Consider the following 18,244-nt stretch of genomic DNA (forward strand, 5'->3'; position numbering starts at 1 on the left):
ATAGTGTTGGTGCATTTTGCCTCTTTATATTATTGATTATACTTAGGCTAACATAAAAGTCGGGATTATTTCTATCAAAGTAAAGACTAATTCCAGGCTGCATTTATTCGATTAACTTTGTTGGCTTCGTCGAAAGCCCCTTGACGTCTCCCCTAAGGGGAATCCCCTGTGAGGGGAGGCGTCGCTTGTTCCTTGCCGCCTGCGTTATACTTTTGAATTAGAATTGGAATTATAGTAATACACCCTGAGAGTTTGCCTTCCGAAGTCCATGGCCTCCTCAGTTGTATCAAAAAACACGTCTATCATTTTACCCTTAATCTTGCTGCCGGTGTCCTCGGCTATCCGCCAGCCGATTCCCTCTATATACACAAGAGAACCAATCGGGATTATCGCAGGGTCAACCGCCACGGTTCTGTACTTATGTGGTGTTGTGCCGCTTTTTGTCAGGCGAAAGCGGCTCCACTTACCTGTGCTCCTTAAAGATACATCATAGGCGGTTACCTCAAACTCGCCTTTTTCTAAATCTGTAAGAAAAGATGTTTCCAACGTGTTTATTTTTCTCGATAATTGCACATTTTTTTGTGTTAAAACCGACACCGTATCAAAGTGGTGCATGCCAACCAGAAACAGAATTATTGCCAACATCCCCGCAGACATCGAAAAACAGCTTAGTCGCATTTGCATAATTGTTACCCCCGTTTTTGCCTGTGATTACAAAACATACATTGCGCTTATCACAGTTTTAGGTTATGAAACCTATTTTATTGCAGTTACTATATATATGCAATATTCATGCCGGATGATGAATATGCTGATAAATAATTCATAAATCCATGTTTTGATAAGATTTTAAAGATACAGATTTAAGAAAAAGACTTTAAATTTGAGGCTTTTTTGCAACAGTTGAGTAACCTGTTTAAATATAAGGGTTAACCGGCTTGTTAAATGGCTGTATCACACAAATACCGCCGCCACGGATAATCATTTTATGTTGCATTTTTGCAACAAACGTAGAGTGATGTAAAAAAAACTATCTCTTTAAACATTAATAATGTCGGCAAATAATTTTCCATTCTGTTTGATCTCAGTATCATCAACACTCCGTCCTTTTATAATTTCCTCTAAAACAAAAAAAGCATATGCCCCATGTAGGGTGGCAGCTGCAAAGTTGACAGCTTCTGTGTGTTCCAAAATACCGGTTTTTTTTATACAGTCTGTTAATAGTGTTTCTATATCGGTAAAATAACATTTGCTCATCTGTGCAACCTCCTTGTTTTTATAAGACTGCGAGAGCACAATGGTTTGTATTTTTTTACTGCTCTGAAAATGCTTAAATAGTCTGCTCCAAAGTCCTGAAATTATTTCCCTTTTAGACAAACCATCAGTCTGTTTGTACATTTCCTCTGCATATGGCGGTTTTAGATAACTCTCCAGTATTTCTGTAAAAAGCTTCTCTTTTGTTAAAAAATATCTGAAGACGGTTAGTTCGCAAACACCTGCTTCTTTAGCAACCTCACGGGTTGTCGCAGAGGTATAGCCCTTATACGAAAATAACTCTGTGGCAGCCTGTAGTATTTTTTCCTTTGTTGTGGGTTTTTTCATAACATGTCACTTCTGTATTGTACTATAAAACTGGAGGTTGAGTGTGGCGTGAGTTTCTCAGGAGGTAATATCTTCTATAAAATGAAAACCCCTTTTTTCGTGCCAGCCTTTAGGGTTGTTTATATAAAACAGTATCTCATCCTTTTCAGAATCTTTAACAAGGTCCATCTTAACCCAGCTTTGGATTGCCGCCGACATAGTGCACAGATGGTGCAAAGACACCCCCATGGAGTTTAAAAAATCGGCCCCGCCCTGTTCTCTGTCAAAAATAACAAGACAGTGGTTGACGATAAGGCCGTTTTCCCTTAAACCGGATACAAATTTCTCTTTACTGCCGCCGTCAGTTATAAGGTCTTCAATTAAAAGCACACTCTGCCCTATCCTCACCGTCCCCTCAACCACGCTTCCCATACCATGCTGCTTTGGGCTCTTTCTAACATACACCATCGGCTTGGCAAGTCGATGGGCAATGTAAGCGGCAAATGGAATTCCTGCAGTTTCCCCGCCTGCTATTAAATCAGCCTCCAGTGCATTTTCAACGTGTATCCAGTGGCAAAATGCCGATATGATGTCCATAGCAGGCGCATCAGAGATCAAAGCCCTGCAATTTACGTATATAGGGCTGTAGTTGCCGGAGGTAAGTTTAAATGGGCTATCCAGCGATACCCGCACAGCCTTCGTCTCCCACAAGAGCCTTGCCGTCATGCTTTCTATTAAATCTATCATACCTGCGTCTCTACAATAACAGAAACCCGGCAGGAAAAACAACAATTTTCTAAAGCAGATAAAGACAGACGGGGTAAATAAAAACTCATTCCGCTAACATTGTCAGTCATCCCCGGGCGGCGTTACAGAGACTTTAATTTCAATTATCAATATGTCCAGCAATTTGGAGAGTTCCTCAGCCTCCTGAGGTCTCATCCCCCTACGTTCTTTACTTACCGCTCTGGTTCTAATGACATTTATCTTATGTTGATACAGGGTTACGTCTTTCAGTGCCAAAGTCTTAGCGGTCTTTCCCTCATCTAAAACTCTCTGAGCCTCTGCAAGTTTTGCTGAAACTTCCTGATTTCTGACCGTGGCTTTTATAGCCGAAAACTGTGCCTCTGATACGTCTGTAAACATAATTAATATTAAAAGCATTAAAACACACGCTGTTTTCATATATTACTCTCCATAGAGGGTTATAAGTGTCACCTCAGGCGGGCAGTTATAGCGAAGGGGCACTATGTTGATTCCGATTCCGTTTGTAACACATGTTTGACGGCTGTCATCTTTAATAATACCTCTTAAGTACTTCTGTCCCATTGTGGACGGCAGAAACGGCGAACCAACAATTGGAAGTACCACCTGCCCGCCGTGGGTATGCCCTGAGAGTACAACATCCACCCTCTTTCTATGTGCCTCTATCTCCACATTGATATCCGGGTTATGGCTTAACAAAACCTTAACGGTATCATCCCTAAGCCCCTTAAAAGCATCTCTGAGGGAGCAGGACTTTTCCCAGTAATCATCAACACCCAGGATGTCTATCTGTCCGCCGTCACCTGCTAAGGTGACGTTTTCGTTCCTAAGCCATTTTACACCTAATTGCCGCTCAAAGGTGGAGTAAATTGCATCAATCGCCTCCTTGCCGCACCAGAAGTCGTGGTTTCCTAAAACCCCGTAAATCCCTAACGGTGCACTGAGCCCTTTAAGTGCCCGTGCACAACTATCGACATATTTTACATCAAACTTTTCCAGACTTTCGCTTTTGCTGCCCCCGACCTCATTTGTGCCGGTTACAAAATCCCCTGTTAAGGCTATCATATCCGGCCTCTCCCTCATAGCCATTTCCCTTGCTTTTGAAATAACAGCCTCACCGACTAAAAAAGAACTGTGAAAATCACTTAGAAGTGCTATCTTAAAGCCTCTGAAAAATAACGGCAAATTGCGTATTTTTAAATCCGCCCTGCTAAGCTGTAACTGATACCTTGTTGTATTATAAAAGCCCTTCAGTCCGGTAAACAACATGCCGCCCCTTAAGAGGTTAACCAAAAAAGCCCTTCTTGTCATAATAACGCAATAATTCTATTGCCTGATTCTCTGAATATCAGCCCCAATACTTGAAAGCTTAGCCTCTATTTTTTCATAGCCGCGGTCAAGATGGTAAATTCTGTCTATTACAGTCTCACCGGAAGCGGCAAGTGCCGCTACTACCAGGGATGCACTTGCCCTGAGGTCGGTTGCCATAACCTGAGCACCCAGTAGCTTGCTTACACCCTTTACGGTAGCCACATTATCCTCAGCCTCAATGTTGGCCCCCATTCGCCTTAATTCGGCCACATGCATAAAACGGTTTTCAAAAATTGTCTCTCTGATGACACTAGTTCCGTCCGCCACACACATCATGGCCATAAGCTGTGCCTGCATGTCTGTGGGAAAGCCCGGATATGGCTGTGTTCTAATATCTGTAGCCTTAAGAGTGCCCGATTGCGGCCCTGTTACTCTGAGTCCTCCGGAGTCTTCTTTTATTACAATGCCGGTCTCTCTGAATTTTTCCATCACCAGTCCAACATGTGAAACCTCACAGTTTTTAATCAGGATGTCACCGCCGGTTATTCCGGCAAAGGCCATAAAAGTGCCGGTCTCTATCCTGTCGGGTATCACTCTGTGATTGGCGGGTTTCAACTCTTTCACTCCCTCGATTTCTATAATGGATGAGCCTGCGCCTGTTATATGAGCTCCCATCTGAATTAAAGCTGCTGCAAGGTCACATACTTCCGGTTCACGGGCTGCATTTTCAAGCCGTGTTACTCCATCTGCAAACACGGCGGCCATCATTAAATTTTCCGTACCTGTTACCGTCACCGTGTCAAATGGTATTGTGGCGCCCTTAAGCCGCTTAGCCTTTGCAATTACGTATCCCTGTGAGAGGGTTATATCCGCCCCCATTTTCTCAAGCCCCATCAGGTGAAGGTTTATCGGCCTTGCCCCTATGGCGCATCCTCCGGGAAGTGACACTTTTGCATAACCAAAACGCGCCATAAGCGGCCCAAGGGTCAACACCGATGCCCTCATGGTCTTTACAAGCTCATAAGGTGCCTCCACTGTTTCCACCCCGCCGGTATTTATCCTCAGAGCCGCTCCATCCCTGCTAACCTCCCCCCCCATACTCTGAAGCACTGTTGACATGGTTTTTATGTCTTTTAAATCAGGGATGTTGTACAGGATGTTTTGTGCAGGGCTTAATATCGTTGCAGCCATGATGGGAAGCGCTGCATTCTTTGCTCCGCTTATCTCCACCTCCCCATGAAGTTTCCCGCCCCCTCTTATTAATAACTTATCCATTTATTCTCCCTTTTTATGGAAATAACTCTTTGGTCATCTCTGATATTGTTAACGTCCTGAGTCTGTTGTCATAGTAAACAGTTACGAGTTCATGTCTTTGTTTAACCTGAGACAATACATCATCCAGCCCTGTCATGCCAAGCCTTTTGGCTGCAATTACCGCATTTACACACACATCTGCTTCTCTATGCAGAAAGCACTCTTTCACCAGTATGTAGGGAAAATCGGCGATGTACTCTTTGTGAATCTCTCCAATTCGTCCAATAGCATACAGCACACCGGCAAGAAAAATATTATCTTCAGTCTCTGAATGTGAGTAGCCGACAATTATGGCCGGTATGTCTGTAAATGGCCTTGGATTTTCCCTAACCACCTCACCCAGTATCTCAGGCACCATCCACGGGATTGTGCCCGACTCGTCACTCATATTCCAGATAAGCCTCTGCACCTGACCGCGCGCCTCCTGTGAGTCCGTCTCCGCCATGCGCCCTATTATCTGACCGGTTAACAACGCCGCCTTCCAACTGCCCTCCAATGTCTTATCGTAAGACATAGACACCAATGCACTCAGCACTCTTTTGTCTTCTTTTACAAATTCCTCTATTTCTGAGAACTCATTTCTCTCTATGTGGGCTTTTATCTTTTGTTTTAATTGCCTTATAGATATTTCGTTTTTTTTAAGATTCTTTAAAAAGCTCTCCATCATCTATCCCCCCCTTGCTCTTTTGTACTGCTCTGCGGCATTTATCATACCCTTTACCCATTCATCAGCTCCAAGGGCGTGAAGGTGCGTGTAACAGGCAAATACATTTTTATAACATGCTCCATCCTGACCGTTAAAAATCCCCTTACCCCTTTTCATCTTTAAAGCAAAATCCAGTTGCCTTGAGCTTGAAACACTTACTCTTGAGTAGTGAAACTCATGTCCCCTAAGCAACACATTGTTAGCAAAAAACGGAGTTTCTTTAACCGTTTCCACTACCGTGTATCCGTGTGCCTGAGGTTTTGCCTCCATTTCAAAGTCAAACGGAAAGATTCCGGTCATCGGATATCTTGTATCGCCGATGGTTATGCTGCTGCCAAGAAACATCAGTCCGCCACATTCGGCATAGACGGGAAGGCCATTCTCTATGGCCTCTTTTAGCTGTTTCCTGAAATCTGCATTTTCCGAGAGTTTTATAGCGTTTATTTCAGGAAAGCCGCCTCCGATATAAAGAGCATCCAGCTCGGGCAGCGTTGTTTGCGCAACAGCGCTTAACTCTATAAGCTTTGCACCTGCTTTTCTTAATTCATCCAGATTCTCAGGATAGTAGAACTGAAAAGCGGCGTCTTTTATAATGCCGATTATTACCTTTTCACTGTTGACATATACTGCCTCATCCGGCGGAGGGAGGCATAGTGTGTCTGTGTCCATGCCCACTTCCCATAGTTTATCGGTATCCACACAGTCCCTTACAAGCATACACATCTCGTTAAGAGCCCTTTGAGCCTGTAAGTGTTCCTCGGCGGTTACAAGCCCCATGTGTCTTTCAGGCAAAAGGACTCTGGATACTTTTTTGAGCGCTCCAAGAACCGGTACACCGGAGTAGCCTTCCACTGCTTCAACGATAACCGACTCATGCCGCTGGTTTGACACATTGTTAAGCACAACGCCTTTTATTCTGACTCTGCGGTCAAACTCAACAATACCCTTTACAATTACACCCACAGTTGTAGTAACCTTTATGCAGTCAACAACAAGGATAACCGGTGCGTCAAGAAGTAAGGAAAGAGAGGCGGTGCTGAAAGTGCCCTTTGAGTCCACACCGTCATAGAGCCCCCTGTTTCCCTCTATTACAATGAAGTCGGCCTCCTTAGAGTTATTTGATATAGATTGCAGGATTTTGTCTTGCGGAATGATAAATGTATCAAGGTTATAACACTGCCGGCCGGCAGCCTGAGAGAGCCATCCGGCATCTATATAATCCGGACCCTTTTTAAAAGGAACAATGCGGCGCCGGCTGTCACTCCAGTGCTTTAAAAGCCCCAAAGACAGCGTAGTCTTCCCTGAGCCGCCCCTGAGGCCGCCTATTATCAGCCTGCCTACAGACATAAATATATGTTACAGAGAATTATTTTGTACATCTCTTCTATTTAACTATTTAGAAATAAAAAAAAGCAAATGGTTTTATGCCTGATACTAATGCCAAGTAGCAGTCCCCCTTTAAAGGACTTGTTAATCAAACAAAAGAAGAAAATGCGGAAGCGGGATGTAAAACAGGCAGTCTCTTTTTCCAAAGTCATCCCATTGTTTTGTAACTACGATGCCGTTTTGGTCAAACTGTTTACATAGTGTTCTTATAACCTTAAGTTGTCCTGCATTAATATTGTTTTTGTACTTAACCTCAACCGGTAAATATCTGCCGGCGCCGGCAGATACAATAAAATCAACCTCTCGTGTTTTATCCCTGTAGTAGCCGATATTAACAACACCCTGCCATTTTTTAAGGGCATTGAATACGAGGTTTTCGGCATACAACCCCACTGTGGCCTCATCTTCTAAAAGCGTGTCACCTATACGCAGCACTGCGTTTCTGAGGGCAAGGTCTGTCAGATAACACTTAATGTTGCCACGTCGTGTGCTTATATAGCTTTTGCTGAACCGGTCAATATGACGAATCAGGTCTGTCATTTCAAGAAGCGGAAAGTATGTTTCTATTGTTGCCCGACTGACGCCCAAATCACTTGCTAATTTCTGAAAATTAATCTCACGTCCCGGATTTTCCAAAAGTGAAATATAAAACCTCTTGAGCATTTCCGGTTTTCTAAGCTCTACCGTCAGCACAAGGTCCTCAAGAATCACTTTTTTTACCTGATTGTCAAACAGGTACGATTGTTTGGTTTCCCAGTCGGGCAGGCTCCAGACCTCCGGAAAACCTCCCTCTTTCAGAAATATCTCAAAATAGTATGAAATGTTATCTCTTAAATGCTCTTCAATCTGAGGAACGTGAACTTCCTCAAGGTCTGCATACTTAAAATGTTCTGATAACATTCCCTGAATAGTTTTACCGGTCTTATATATATTATTCAAAACAACTGAAAGATCAAGATTATGATACAACAGAAATTCCCTGAATGAAAACGGCAGCACATGGAAATCCTTAATGCGGCCAAGAAGACTTTCCCTGCTTTTTTTAAATATTGGAGTTGTGGCTGACCCTGAGATGCAAAACCGTATCGGATAGTCAAGATCGTAGTATTTCTTTAAGAAAAGCTCCCAACCGGGGAAACGCTGAATTTCATCCAAAAACACATATGTTGTGTCAGGGGCATCCATGCTGACACTGTGTTCCATGAGGGCTGTGAAAAACTTATCATGGTCTGTATTGGTAAGGAGTAGGGCCGGATCGTCCATTGAATAGTAAATTAGTCTCTGCGGGTGTACTCCCTCAGCAATTAGTTTTTTGATTGTTTGGCGAATAAGAGTACTTTTCCCGACACGGCGGGGCCCGGTTATTGAAATAATCTGAGGTACATTTTTAAGTGCAAAAAAAATGTCTTCAAAAACCGGACGTTTAAACTGTGGCAGGTGCTTAAAAGCATTATCAACATTGCCATCTTGCCGCCACGGATTATATGGCGCTAATAAGTTACTAATATTCATAAATTTCTTGTCGTTTTATGTATGTTATATATAGCATAAATGGATACTTTTAGCAAATGCCTTTAAATTGAAATAAAAAAAATAACCATGAAAATTCGTGCTTATTGAAAAGGCATTTTTTAAGGGATGGAAGTCTGGTTCTTTATGATGTAACATCAACGTGTGTTGAAGGCGTAACTTGTACATATTAAGTGCCTGTTGAGGACCTGATTAATTCAATTAACTGTTCTTTCGTCTTAGGTATGGTGGTTGTCTTGTTCAACAGTAAGCCCGCATTTGAGAGTGCCTGAAACATTTCCATAACCACGGGTTTTGCAATGCCAACGGAGCTGTTTTTTGTCAGTTTTGAGAAAACGGCCTCAGGGCTGCCCTCTGTTATTATTTTACCCTCGTTTAAGACATAAACGTGGTCAGCCCACGCATAGACAAGGTCAATATCGTGGGTTGCAAGCAATATCGTCACACCGCTGTCGTGCAGATTATTCAGTATTTCCATAATACGGGTTTTATGTCTGTAATCAAGGCTTGAGGTGGGTTCGTCAAACACGATAAACTCCGGCTCCATGGCGATAATGTCCGCTATGGAGACTGCCTTCTTCTCTCCAAGGCTTAAAAAGTGAGCAGGCTTGTCCCTTAAATGTGTCACCTCTGTTTTTGCCATCGCCTGTTCCACTCTGCGCCTTACCTCTTCTATGCTCAAAGCCATGTTCACAGGGCCAAATGATACCTCCTGATACACGGTCAGTGAGAAAAGCTGACTCTCCGGGTCCTGAAAGACCACCCCGATGCGCTTTCTAAGATTAATTAAATCGCCCTTACTATAGCCGATTTCCACCCCGCCGCAGAAAATCTTACCGCCGGCAGGTTTCAACAGCCCGTTAAGGTGCAAAATCAGTGTGGATTTCCCTGAGCCGTTTGGGCCGATAAGTGCAGTCTTTTCCCCTTTTTCAATTGACAGATTAACACCGGTAAGCGCAGCCGTGCCGTCAGGGTATGTATAACAGACATTTTTAAATTCAATAAGTGGTGTGTTCACCTTGCTAAGCTTCTTGTTAAAATTGAAATCAGAATCAGTGACGATACTGTTAATATTATAAAAAACACATTTATCTTAGAGTATGAGTACTCTCTGTCGGGTACTTTGAGGCTTCCCTGAAAATTTCTGACCTGAAGTCCCCTTTCCAGAGTTGCCGCGTGGTTGAGTGTTTTAATAAAAAGACTTGAAATCAAAATTCCAAGACTCCGGTACGAGGATTTAAGGGAAATATAACCAAGGCGTGAGGATTGAGATTTTGTGATTTTACTTGAAACTTCAAACAAAACAAAAATAAACCTGTAGGTAAGGGCTGAAATTTCAATCAGCACAGGCGGAATCCTGAGTCTCTGCAAGCAGGACACTATCTGAACAAACGGAGTCGTTGTGGAAATAAAAAAAAGGCAAAGCACGGAACCCAGAGCCTTAAAAAAAAGAGCAAGGGCTGTCATAAGAGCAGCCTTTGTGAGCCCTGTTTGAAATGATGAAAAAGACAGTACTGTAAGAGCAGATGTGGTTAAAGCAAAAAACGCAAAAGACAGCAGGAATTTAAAATAAAAACCAGGGGGGATATTCGCTCTGAACAGAGATACAAAGGCCATGATAACCACTGTCATAACAGATACAAACGGGGAATCGCTTATAAGGGTAATCATAAGGAGTGACAGGGCAAATGACACTTTTTCCACCGGATGGGTCTGACACAACTTATTTGTATATGCGTACGTATCCAGCAAGGTAACTTATTTTTTCTTTTTTCTGAACACCAGAAAATAACCTATTAACGTAAAACCAATTAGTATCTGAACTGAAAACAGAACACCTTCCAGCCTCCCGGGCTCCCATAGCGGCTTAATCCATGGCTTATAGTCATGTTGGACTGTAGTAATCAACTGCTCCGCCTGGTCATCGGTTCCGGTAAAACCGGTGGTACCGTAAGAGACTATGCCAACAGTGGCTATGCAGAGAATGAGAGCGCTAAGGAGTATAATTTTTATCTTCATCTGGTATTGTTTTCCTTTTGTACTGTATAGGTTGGTATAATGTTGTCTTTTTGAAAATTCCTGAGATAATTGAAAACAAAAACGGTGACGATGCCTTCTAAGGCTGCAAGGGGCAGTTGGGTAACAGCAAAAACAGACAGAAACTTTAAAAACGATGTAATATAGTTGTTCTCTGTGGGATAGGCAAGTGCTAACTGGAGGGACGTTACCATATAAGTGGATAAGTCACCCAGAGCTGCGGCTAAGAAAACCGACAATTGTATAGGCATCTTTATTTTTTTCATAAGAGCATATATGCCAAAAGAAACAAAGGCGCCGATTACTCCCATTGAAAACACATTGGCCCCAAGGGTGGAAACGCCGCCGTGGGCCAAAAGCAGGGCCTGAAACACCAGAACTATAAGAGAAAGCACAACCATAGGCAGAGGGCCAAATAGTATTGCTCCGAGCCCTATCCCGGTAGGGTGCGAGCAGCTTCCGGCAACAGATGGGATTTTCATAGCAGACACTACAAATAAAAATCCCGCTGAGACACCAAGCAGCAACTTAAATGATGAATTTTCCTGAGCTTGCTTTTTTATCATGCGTACTCCAAGCGCTACAAATGGTAAAACCACAGCATACCAGCATAGGCACCACCATAGAGGCAGAAATCCCTCCATAATGTGCATTGCGTAGGCATGTACCGGTAAAATGACAGGTATCAGCAGAAGTGTTAACAAAAACACGGTTTTAACAACCATATCAGTAAATCTCCATAAGAGACATGGCACGCTCTACTCTCTTTATAAATATTTCAGGTATTCCCTCATAAAAACCCAGGCCTTTGGAGTAAACCTCCGCCTCGTGCTCTACATTGAGACATTCCACCTGACAACCTCTGCTTTGCAGGGCGGTTTTAAAGCTGTTGTCATCACCCATCAGGTCGTGTTCAAAGTGCAGCCCGGAGATAAACATAAAGGGAATTAACCTCACCCGTTTTTTGTTTTCAGCCTCAGGGTGTGCAAACAGTTCATTCAGCGCCCATACTCTGTCCGGGATGCCGTCAACGGTAGCAAGAAATGTATTATTAAACCTCTGTGTAATGTATGAGTCAAGGGAGAGGTAGAGGATATTTGCAGGGTCTGTGCAAAGAGGTGTGCCGTGAGCGACAACAATGTTGAAACCCTCATCGTGTTTAAGAAAACTTCCGGCTATCAGCTCAAAAACCTCATGCACGTACTGCCATCTGTGAAGGAGTGTTTCCCCTGCAACGATACGCATTCCCGGAAAGGCGTTGCAGGTCTCTATTAACATCTGATACTCGGTGCCGGGAAAAATCTGAAGCGGCTGAATGACGGCTTTTCTGTAGCCGCGGTCCTCTAATTGAGCCAGAGCTTGCAGAATGCCGGGGACTCCGGTTTTTTCACGTATTATCTCCGATGTATATGCCCATTGGATTTCGTGGCCGGGGTAATGTTCCCTGAGCTTTTTATCAAACCTGTCGTATGCGGCTTTTCCGCGTGAAGTTGTGCCAAAGGCGGCAATTACAACAGCGGGAGCTTCCCTTAAGTTCCGTTTTTTTAGTTTACGTTCTTTCACGATGTGCGCCGCCTTTGTGTTTTAGATAAGAGGATAACTGCAGCATGTTGTACAGAATAAAAAACATAAACATCATATGACCACCCTCGTAGTGCTAAGGAGACAAAATATCTCCTTTTAAATTTAAGCGGCCAGGTTTTCCGGCTTAGGGCGTCCTACTAACCCGCCTTCCCAGGTTTTATCCCAGTGGCTGTATAGAGAGGGCTTTCGTTCCCACCACGGCTGCGGGGCAGCGTGAGATTCTTTCATACTCCACTTCCCTTACCGCTTATACATGTATGTATAGCCTAAACGATAGTTATCTGAAAAGTCAACTGTACCGGTGTTTTTATAAACATGTTAATTAAACCGATTTAAAAAAACTCATCCCAGACAAACAGATACGGCTTAACATCTTTCATAAGTTTCGCTGATACAACATCTCCGACAAAAAGTTCGTGGTCACCTGCCGAGAACACACTATTAAGTTTACACTCACAATACGCCATGGCACTTTCTATAACCGGTGAACCGTTTGGTGCATTAAAGTACGGAATGTTTTTAAACTTATTAACTGTCCTGCCGCTGCTGAAACCAAAAAGCCTGGCCTCTTTGGACTGCTCCGATGAAAGCACATTTATTGCAAAATATCCCGACTCTTTAATCAGCTCATTAGAATATCTGCCCGGAGCAATTGAAACCATCAACATCAAAGGACTAAAAGAGACCTGTGAGACCCAGCTTGCAGTCATGCCGTTTACCTTACCTTTTGCATTTACCGTTATTACATATACACCGTGCGTTATGCCCTTTGCTACAACACTCTGCATATTTTCCTCCTGTATATTTTCTTGAGTTACTAAAAGTGTTGCTAAAAGCAACCACAAAGTCGTCACATTGCCTTATCATAAAACTATACACTAATTCAATTGTTAAAAACAAATTCAAAATTAATACACGAAATCCGATATAGAAAATCCGGCAGCCTGCTAAAAGTGGTTTTTTGAGCGGAAATTTCAGATTACAGCAGACTATCCATTTTTTTCTACTATACACGGTGAGGAAGGAGTGGTCTTTACGTTTCTCTGTTTATAATTCACTGTTATGGTATAATTGCACTCAGGATGCTTTAGGATATGCTGAGGTTTATTATAAAAAAAGCGGCTGTGGTGGTTTTACTGATTTCAGGAATAACCTTTATAACGTTTCTGCTTATAAACATGCTGCCCGGCGATCCAGCCGAGGGGCTTGTCGGTCAACACGCAAAACCTGAAGACCTGCAAAGGATAAGGGCATCCCTTGGCGTTGACAAACCTTTTATTGTTCAATATGCCGGATACGTTGCTCTCGTTTTTAAGGGAAACCTTGGCCGCTCTTACTATTCAAACAGGGATGTGCTGGATGAGATACTCAGAAAACTACCAAACACGCTGACACTTGCCGCCTCAGCAGTTTTTCTGGCAACGGTGCTGGGAACTGTTCTGGGTTTTGTAGCCGGCCTAAATACTGGAAAGTTTGCAGATAAGCTGCTTTCAACACTTTCTCTGGCAGGCATGAGTATGCCGGTATTTTGGAGCGGACTTATCTTAATGTTAGTCCTGAGTTTGAAACTAAAACTACTGCCTCCATCCGGCACCGGAGGATTAAAATTCCTGATTCTTCCAGCCATAACCCTCTCCCTGCCGGTTATATCGGGTATTGCCGGAATCACAAGGGCATCTGTTGTTGAAACCCTCGATATGCCCTTTGTTAAGGTACTGAAAGCAAAGGGGTTAACGCCGTTTAGAATTAATTTCATTCACATTCTAAAAAACATCCTGATACCGGTTATAACCGTAATAGGGCTTGATTTTGCAAGTTTTCTAAATGGTGCAGTGCTGACTGAGACGATTTTCGGCTGGGATGGGATAGGACGCTTTACAGTAGATGGCATCCTGAAGCGCGATTACCCTGTCGTATTAGGGTGCATAATAACCGGCACTTTTATTTTTGTTTTCATAAATGCAGCAGTGGATATTATTTACCGGTACGTTGACCCGAGAATCAGGGTGTCATGAGAATGACTGTTAAATCAATCCCGCTGATAATTTTAACAATTATAGTGTTGGCTGTAGGTTTTGCAGGGTTTCTAACCCCATATGATCCATTTAAGATAGATTTAGATAGCATAAAAGAGGGGCCGACAATAAAACATCCGTTTGGTACGGACAGTAAGGGAAGGGATGTTTTATGTCGTGTGCTTTATGGAGGGAGGATTTCACTGGGCGTATCATTTGTAGCTGCAGCCGTTGCTTTGTCAATTGGGTTTTTTGTGGGACTCGTATCAGGCTATTTTAGCGGAATAGTGGATACGGTTTTAATGGCGATAGTGGATTTGACGCTCTCCTTTCCGTCTTTACTGTTGGCAATAGGGATTTCCGTGTTACTGCCACCAAGCGTCTTTACAGTAATGACGGCAATATCAATAGTGGGGTGGGCGGCTTTTGCACGTCTTATACGCGCTCAGGTACTAAAAATAAAAGAAATGCCCTATGTTGAGGCGGCACGCTCAATCGGGGCCGGTAGTATGCGTATCATAGTCTTTCACATTTTGCCTCAGTGTTTACCTATTGCGATAGCAATGTTTGGGTTAAAGTTCAGCGGCTATATTCTAACCGAGGCGTCGTTGAGTTTTCTGGGGCTGGGGCCGCAGCCCCCTGTTCCAAGCTGGGGCAACATGGTAAGTGAAAACAGGGCTTACCTGCTCTCAGAACCATGGATGGTGATTTTTCCGGGTTTGGCTATCGCCTCAACGGCGCTCTGTTTTAATCTCGCAGGTGATTTGCTAAATAAAAAGAGTTAAGTATCCCGGAATCCGATATAGAAAAACAGGCAGCCCGCTAAAAGTGGTTTTTAAGATGTTGCTTTGATTAGTGAAGCGTTAAAAGACTATTTCGAGGGGATTATTTAAAAAACTTAAAAAGAGCGAAGATAACCCCTATTTGGCTCGCCCAGAAAATAAACATCCACTTGAGTATTTCAGCCTTTGTGTCTGAGATTTTTGTATCAAGTCTATTTATATCTTCTTTTAGCTCTGCTTTTGCAGCCTGCAAATCAGCCTTAGCAGCAAGGTGTTCAGCACCTGCTTCTTGTGCGACCTTCAGTGTGTCCGACAAGCCCTTTGCCTGTTCATCTGAAAAGCCGGATGATTTCAATGTTTCAAATACCTTCAACGTATCAAAAAATAATGTTGCCATGAATACCTCCTTACTCTTTCTACCTTAGAATAGAAAAAATTTGAGCAAGCTGTCAACCTCCATTGACACCCCCCTTTATCTGTAGGCTACTGTGGTTCAGGCGACAGAGGATACTTCTTACTTTTCTACCCACTCGATCCAGTAAAGAGCTTTTTTTTCTTAACCCTTCCGGTGATTTCTTACTTCTTATTATCTCCTTTAATTTCAACTCCTTTACTCGTTTTTCTTACCTCTATGTCGGATTTCGGGAATAATATTGACATATACTTCATACATTCAGTATCATTAGTCAGAAAATATACTGTGCGTTTAGTAAATTACTGTGAGGTGAATTATGCCATTTATAGACTTTGTTGATAAACTGAAAGTTAATGTAACCGAAATTGACAACCAGCATAAAAAACTAATCGATATAATCAATGAACTCCATAATGCAATGGCAACCGGTAAGGGTATTACTGTTTTAGGAAAAACATTAAATGAATTAATTGAATATACCAAAAGTCATTTCTCAATGGAGGAAAACTTAATACAAAAGTATAAGTACTCAGACAATAATAAACATAAGACCGAACACGATAAATTGACCAAACAGGTGGTTGACCTAAAGAGTGATTTTGAAGCCGGCAAGATGGTTGTCACCGTGGAAGTTATGAATTTCCTGAAGAAATGGCTTAATGACCACATCCTTGATAAAGACAAACATCTCGCAGTTTTCTTAAATGAAAAAGGGGTTAAATAACCGTTGTTCTAAGACATGACAAGTCTTATTTGGACTATATACGTTTAAATTAAACTCTGTATCAAAAAAAATATCCGCTTGTATCGTGTGATACAGACACGTACAAAATAATAGGTTATCATGAAGTCAGATAACGGGGGTTCATAAGAACCTCAATCAAAAAAACATGATGAGGGTAAAAACATGACGAATGAACAGGGATCAGAGAAAAGCCGTTTAGTAACATTATTACTGTGCTTCTTCCTCGGTTGGGCTGGAGGCCATCGTTTCTATGTAAATAAGGTAGGCACCGGCATCATAATGTTAGTCACAATGGGTGGTTTTGGAATCTGGTATTTTGTTGACTTAGTAATGATAAGTCTCGGTGCTTTTAAAGACAAAGAAAATCAGTCTATAACTAAGTGGTAGGGCAGCCGCACTTCTCCATATTATTTAAAAACAGGGAGGTTAAAAACCTCCCTGTTTTTATTACTGAGGGAATGATATGTACTATATAGCTTTGTTTTTGCTCATATTTATTGTTATTCTGTGGAGAAAGGACCTAAGCGCAGCAAAAAAAATGTATTGTGATATGATAAACGAACTTAAGGGACAACGTATGGAACTCGATAAACTCAGAAACCATTACTCCGAATTACTTAACAAATCAAAGAATGAAGATTTGTAAAGGCAGATTTTCCGCTTGACTAACTCTATAAAAAATATTTACAATATTTTTGTGATGGTGAGTATAGTTCAACGGTTAGAGCACTGGACTGTGGCTCCAGGGGTTGGGGGTTCGAATCCCCTTACTCACCCTCAATATACTTTAAGCAAATAAAAAAATACCAGCTTATTTTTTTTGCAAAAACCCGTTTCATTTTACATTAAGAAAAATGTTATAATTAACGTTGGATGTTAAAAGCATAATGAAAAGGAGGTTGAAGTGCCTAAAAAGAATTATTATTTTACTTCGGAGTCAGTAACCGAGGGACACCCCGATAAGGTGGCCGACCAGATATCTGACGCCATACTGGACACAATAATAGGAAATGACCCCAATGCCAGAGTAGCTTGCGAAACTCTTGTCACTACTGGTTTAGCATTTATAGCCGGAGAGATAACAACTAACTGTTATGTGGATATTCCCTCTATCGTAAGAAACACAATAAAAGATATTGGTTATACACGGGCTAAATATGGTTTTGACTATGAAACATGTTCTGTGATAACGTCAATTCATGAGCAGTCTCCTGATATAGCAGTGGGTGTTGACCCAGGTGGGGCAGGGGACCAGGGGCTTATGTTTGGCTATGCTTGTGACGAAACGGAAGAGTTGATGCCCCTTAGCATTATGCTCTCACATAAGCTGGCTATGAAATTAGCCGAGGTTAGAAAAACAGATGTGTTGCCCTATCTGAGACCTGACGGTAAAACTCAGGTTACTGTTGAGTATAAGGACGGCGTGCCTTTCAGGATTGATAATATCGTAGTGTCCTCACAACACAGCCCTGATATCACTCTGAAGGAGATGAAAGAGGATATTGTTGAAAAAGTAATCAAACCTGTAGTTCCCAAAAAATTACTGGATGAGGAAAAAATAGCCTATCATGTTAACCCTACCGGCAGGTTTGTAGTAGGGGGGCCTATGGGAGATACCGGCCTGACCGGCAGAAAGATAATTGTAGATAGCTACGGAGGGGTAGGCAGGCACGGCGGCGGTTGTTTTTCCGGTAAAGACCCGACAAAGGTTGACCGCTCAGGTGCGTACATGGCACGATATATAGCCAAAAATATAGTAGCAGCAGGAATCGCCACTAAAGCCGAGGTACAGATTGCCTATGCCATCGGAATAGCCGAGCCGTTATCTATACTTGTGGAAACCGGCGGTACAAGTAAGATCGCCCACGAAAAACTGGTAAAAATCATACGTGATAACTTCGATCTAAAGCCAAAGGCAATTATAGAGAAACTAAATCTCAGAAGACCGATATATAAAAAGACAGCCGCCTATGGGCACTTCGGCAGAAACGACAGCGATTTTACATGGGAAGTAACCAATATGGCTGAAACCCTTAGAAAAGCAGCCGGCCTGTAGAGAGCTGTGGCGACTGA

At 42.5% G+C, this 18,244-nt stretch carries 22 protein-coding genes, 1 tRNA gene and 1 riboswitch; of the genes, 7 read left to right on the plus strand and 16 right to left on the minus strand.

Going from position 1 to position 18,244, the window contains the following annotated elements; genetic code table 11:
• Positions 1-204: 204 nt before the first annotated feature.
• From H7844_04315 to H7844_04385, 15 genes are all read right to left on the minus strand, one after another.
• The gene (locus H7844_04315) at positions 205-684 is read right to left on the minus strand and encodes a 3D domain-containing protein (protein ID MEO5356506.1); all 480 of its coding nucleotides are present in this window, start codon (positions 682-684) and stop codon (positions 205-207) included.
• Positions 685-1,038: 354 nt separating this feature from the next.
• Positions 1,039-1,602 (minus strand): TetR/AcrR family transcriptional regulator, encoded by a 564-nt coding sequence (locus H7844_04320; GenBank protein ID MEO5356507.1) that lies wholly within the window; start codon positions 1,600-1,602, stop codon positions 1,039-1,041.
• Between the two features lie 57 nt (positions 1,603-1,659).
• Positions 1,660-2,328: an orotate phosphoribosyltransferase gene (gene pyrE, locus H7844_04325; GenBank protein MEO5356508.1), complete on the minus strand. Its 669-nt coding sequence runs from the start codon at positions 2,326-2,328 to the stop codon at positions 1,660-1,662.
• 102 nt (positions 2,329-2,430) lie between these two features.
• Positions 2,431-2,766, minus strand: a complete 336-nt coding sequence (locus tag H7844_04330) for a hypothetical protein (protein ID MEO5356509.1) — start codon at positions 2,764-2,766, stop codon at positions 2,431-2,433.
• A 3-nt stretch (positions 2,767-2,769) separates the two neighbouring features.
• Entirely contained in the window at positions 2,770-3,657 is an 888-nt protein-coding gene (locus H7844_04335; protein ID MEO5356510.1) for a metallophosphoesterase, read from the minus strand.
• A 15-nt stretch (positions 3,658-3,672) separates the two neighbouring features.
• Entirely contained in the window at positions 3,673-4,932 is a 1,260-nt protein-coding gene (murA, locus tag H7844_04340) for a UDP-N-acetylglucosamine 1-carboxyvinyltransferase (GenBank protein MEO5356511.1), read from the minus strand.
• Positions 4,933-4,945: 13 nt separating this feature from the next.
• Positions 4,946-5,638 carry a hypothetical protein gene (locus tag H7844_04345; protein MEO5356512.1) on the minus strand — a complete coding sequence of 231 codons (693 nt, stop codon included), beginning with the start codon at positions 5,636-5,638 and terminating at the stop codon, positions 4,946-4,948.
• Entirely contained in the window at positions 5,639-7,024 is a 1,386-nt protein-coding gene (cobB, locus tag H7844_04350) for a hydrogenobyrinic acid a,c-diamide synthase (glutamine-hydrolyzing) (GenBank protein ID MEO5356513.1), read from the minus strand. It abuts the gene before it with no gap.
• A 123-nt stretch (positions 7,025-7,147) separates the two neighbouring features.
• The gene (locus H7844_04355; protein ID MEO5356514.1) at positions 7,148-8,575 is read right to left on the minus strand and encodes an ATP-binding protein; all 1,428 of its coding nucleotides are present in this window, start codon (positions 8,573-8,575) and stop codon (positions 7,148-7,150) included.
• Between the two features lie 187 nt (positions 8,576-8,762).
• Positions 8,763-9,611 carry an energy-coupling factor ABC transporter ATP-binding protein gene (locus H7844_04360; GenBank protein ID MEO5356515.1) on the minus strand — a complete coding sequence of 283 codons (849 nt, stop codon included), beginning with the start codon at positions 9,609-9,611 and terminating at the stop codon, positions 8,763-8,765.
• The gene (gene cbiQ / locus H7844_04365) at positions 9,608-10,297 is read right to left on the minus strand and encodes a cobalt ECF transporter T component CbiQ (GenBank protein ID MEO5356516.1); all 690 of its coding nucleotides are present in this window, start codon (positions 10,295-10,297) and stop codon (positions 9,608-9,610) included. The genes H7844_04360 and cbiQ overlap by 4 nt, the downstream gene beginning before the upstream one ends.
• Positions 10,298-10,351: 54 nt before the next feature.
• Positions 10,352-10,612 carry a cobalt transport protein CbiN gene (locus H7844_04370; protein ID MEO5356517.1) on the minus strand — a complete coding sequence of 87 codons (261 nt, stop codon included), beginning with the start codon at positions 10,610-10,612 and terminating at the stop codon, positions 10,352-10,354.
• Positions 10,609-11,355, minus strand: coding sequence for an energy-coupling factor ABC transporter permease (locus tag H7844_04375; GenBank protein ID MEO5356518.1), 747 nt, complete (start codon positions 11,353-11,355; stop codon positions 10,609-10,611). Before H7844_04375 ends, H7844_04370 begins: the two co-directional genes overlap by 4 nt.
• A 1-nt stretch (position 11,356) precedes the next feature.
• A complete protein-coding gene (locus H7844_04380) occupies positions 11,357-12,193 on the minus strand; it encodes a sirohydrochlorin cobaltochelatase (GenBank protein MEO5356519.1) in 837 nt (278 codons plus the stop codon).
• 112 nt (positions 12,194-12,305) lie between these two features.
• Positions 12,306-12,498, minus strand: a riboswitch (cobalamin riboswitch).
• A 48-nt stretch (positions 12,499-12,546) separates the two neighbouring features.
• Positions 12,547-13,002 carry a flavin reductase family protein gene (locus H7844_04385; GenBank protein ID MEO5356520.1) on the minus strand — a complete coding sequence of 152 codons (456 nt, stop codon included), beginning with the start codon at positions 13,000-13,002 and terminating at the stop codon, positions 12,547-12,549.
• Between the two features lie 306 nt (positions 13,003-13,308).
• Between H7844_04385 and H7844_04390 the strand changes: the two genes are divergently transcribed.
• A complete protein-coding gene (locus tag H7844_04390) occupies positions 13,309-14,229 on the plus strand; it encodes an ABC transporter permease (protein ID MEO5356521.1) in 921 nt (306 codons plus the stop codon).
• A 2-nt stretch (positions 14,230-14,231) separates the two neighbouring features.
• Positions 14,232-15,014, plus strand: coding sequence for an ABC transporter permease (locus H7844_04395; protein MEO5356522.1), 783 nt, complete (start codon positions 14,232-14,234; stop codon positions 15,012-15,014).
• A gap of 100 nt (positions 15,015-15,114) precedes the next feature.
• Here the strand turns inward: H7844_04395 and H7844_04400 are convergent, their stop codons facing one another.
• The gene (locus tag H7844_04400; GenBank protein MEO5356523.1) at positions 15,115-15,408 is read right to left on the minus strand and encodes a CCDC90 family protein; all 294 of its coding nucleotides are present in this window, start codon (positions 15,406-15,408) and stop codon (positions 15,115-15,117) included.
• A 334-nt stretch (positions 15,409-15,742) separates the two neighbouring features.
• Here H7844_04400 and H7844_04405 point away from each other — a divergent pair, with 334 nt between their 5' ends.
• The 5 genes from H7844_04405 (at position 15,743) to metK (ending at position 18,227) form a co-directional block, all read left to right on the plus strand.
• Entirely contained in the window at positions 15,743-16,150 is a 408-nt protein-coding gene (locus H7844_04405; GenBank protein MEO5356524.1) for a bacteriohemerythrin, read from the plus strand.
• Positions 16,151-16,333: 183 nt separating this feature from the next.
• A complete protein-coding gene (locus H7844_04410) occupies positions 16,334-16,558 on the plus strand; it encodes a TM2 domain-containing protein (protein MEO5356525.1) in 225 nt (74 codons plus the stop codon).
• A gap of 76 nt (positions 16,559-16,634) precedes the next feature.
• Positions 16,635-16,817: a hypothetical protein gene (locus tag H7844_04415; GenBank protein ID MEO5356526.1), complete on the plus strand. Its 183-nt coding sequence runs from the start codon at positions 16,635-16,637 to the stop codon at positions 16,815-16,817.
• 57 nt (positions 16,818-16,874) lie between these two features.
• A tRNA-His gene (locus H7844_04420) sits at positions 16,875-16,947 on the plus strand.
• A 128-nt stretch (positions 16,948-17,075) separates the two neighbouring features.
• Complete coding sequence (metK, locus tag H7844_04425) at positions 17,076-18,227, plus strand: methionine adenosyltransferase (protein ID MEO5356527.1); 1,152 nt, start codon at positions 17,076-17,078, stop codon at positions 18,225-18,227.
• Positions 18,228-18,244 lie beyond the last annotated feature (17 nt).

Source organism: Nitrospirae bacterium YQR-1 (assembly GCA_039908095.1).
GTDB lineage: Bacteria > Nitrospirota > Thermodesulfovibrionia > Thermodesulfovibrionales > Magnetobacteriaceae > Magnetomonas.

Excerpts from the sequence above, each read along its gene's own strand:
- H7844_04315 (MEO5356506.1), bottom strand. The coding sequence starts at position 684 with ATGCAAATGCGACTAAGCTGTTTTTCGATGTCTGCGGGGATGTTGGCA.
- H7844_04320 (MEO5356507.1), bottom strand. The coding sequence starts at position 1,602 with ATGAAAAAACCCACAACAAAGGAAAAAATACTACAGGCTGCCACAGAG.
- pyrE (MEO5356508.1), bottom strand. The coding sequence starts at position 2,328 with ATGATAGATTTAATAGAAAGCATGACGGCAAGGCTCTTGTGGGAGACG.
- H7844_04330 (MEO5356509.1), bottom strand. The coding sequence starts at position 2,766 with ATGAAAACAGCGTGTGTTTTAATGCTTTTAATATTAATTATGTTTACA.
- H7844_04335 (MEO5356510.1), bottom strand. The coding sequence starts at position 3,657 with ATGACAAGAAGGGCTTTTTTGGTTAACCTCTTAAGGGGCGGCATGTTG.
- murA (MEO5356511.1), bottom strand. The coding sequence starts at position 4,932 with ATGGATAAGTTATTAATAAGAGGGGGCGGGAAACTTCATGGGGAGGTG.
- H7844_04345 (MEO5356512.1), bottom strand. The coding sequence starts at position 5,638 with ATGATGGAGAGCTTTTTAAAGAATCTTAAAAAAAACGAAATATCTATA.
- cobB (MEO5356513.1), bottom strand. The coding sequence starts at position 7,024 with ATGTCTGTAGGCAGGCTGATAATAGGCGGCCTCAGGGGCGGCTCAGGG.
- H7844_04355 (MEO5356514.1), bottom strand. The coding sequence starts at position 8,575 with ATGAATATTAGTAACTTATTAGCGCCATATAATCCGTGGCGGCAAGAT.
- H7844_04370 (MEO5356517.1), bottom strand. The coding sequence starts at position 10,612 with ATGAAGATAAAAATTATACTCCTTAGCGCTCTCATTCTCTGCATAGCC.
- H7844_04375 (MEO5356518.1), bottom strand. The coding sequence starts at position 11,355 with ATGGTTGTTAAAACCGTGTTTTTGTTAACACTTCTGCTGATACCTGTC.
- H7844_04385 (MEO5356520.1), bottom strand. The coding sequence starts at position 13,002 with ATGCAGAGTGTTGTAGCAAAGGGCATAACGCACGGTGTATATGTAATA.
- H7844_04390 (MEO5356521.1), top strand. The coding sequence starts at position 13,309 with ATGCTGAGGTTTATTATAAAAAAAGCGGCTGTGGTGGTTTTACTGATT.
- H7844_04395 (MEO5356522.1), top strand. The coding sequence starts at position 14,232 with ATGACTGTTAAATCAATCCCGCTGATAATTTTAACAATTATAGTGTTG.
- H7844_04400 (MEO5356523.1), bottom strand. The coding sequence starts at position 15,408 with ATGGCAACATTATTTTTTGATACGTTGAAGGTATTTGAAACATTGAAA.
- H7844_04405 (MEO5356524.1), top strand. The coding sequence starts at position 15,743 with ATGCCATTTATAGACTTTGTTGATAAACTGAAAGTTAATGTAACCGAA.
- H7844_04410 (MEO5356525.1), top strand. The coding sequence starts at position 16,334 with ATGACGAATGAACAGGGATCAGAGAAAAGCCGTTTAGTAACATTATTA.
- H7844_04415 (MEO5356526.1), top strand. The coding sequence starts at position 16,635 with ATGTACTATATAGCTTTGTTTTTGCTCATATTTATTGTTATTCTGTGG.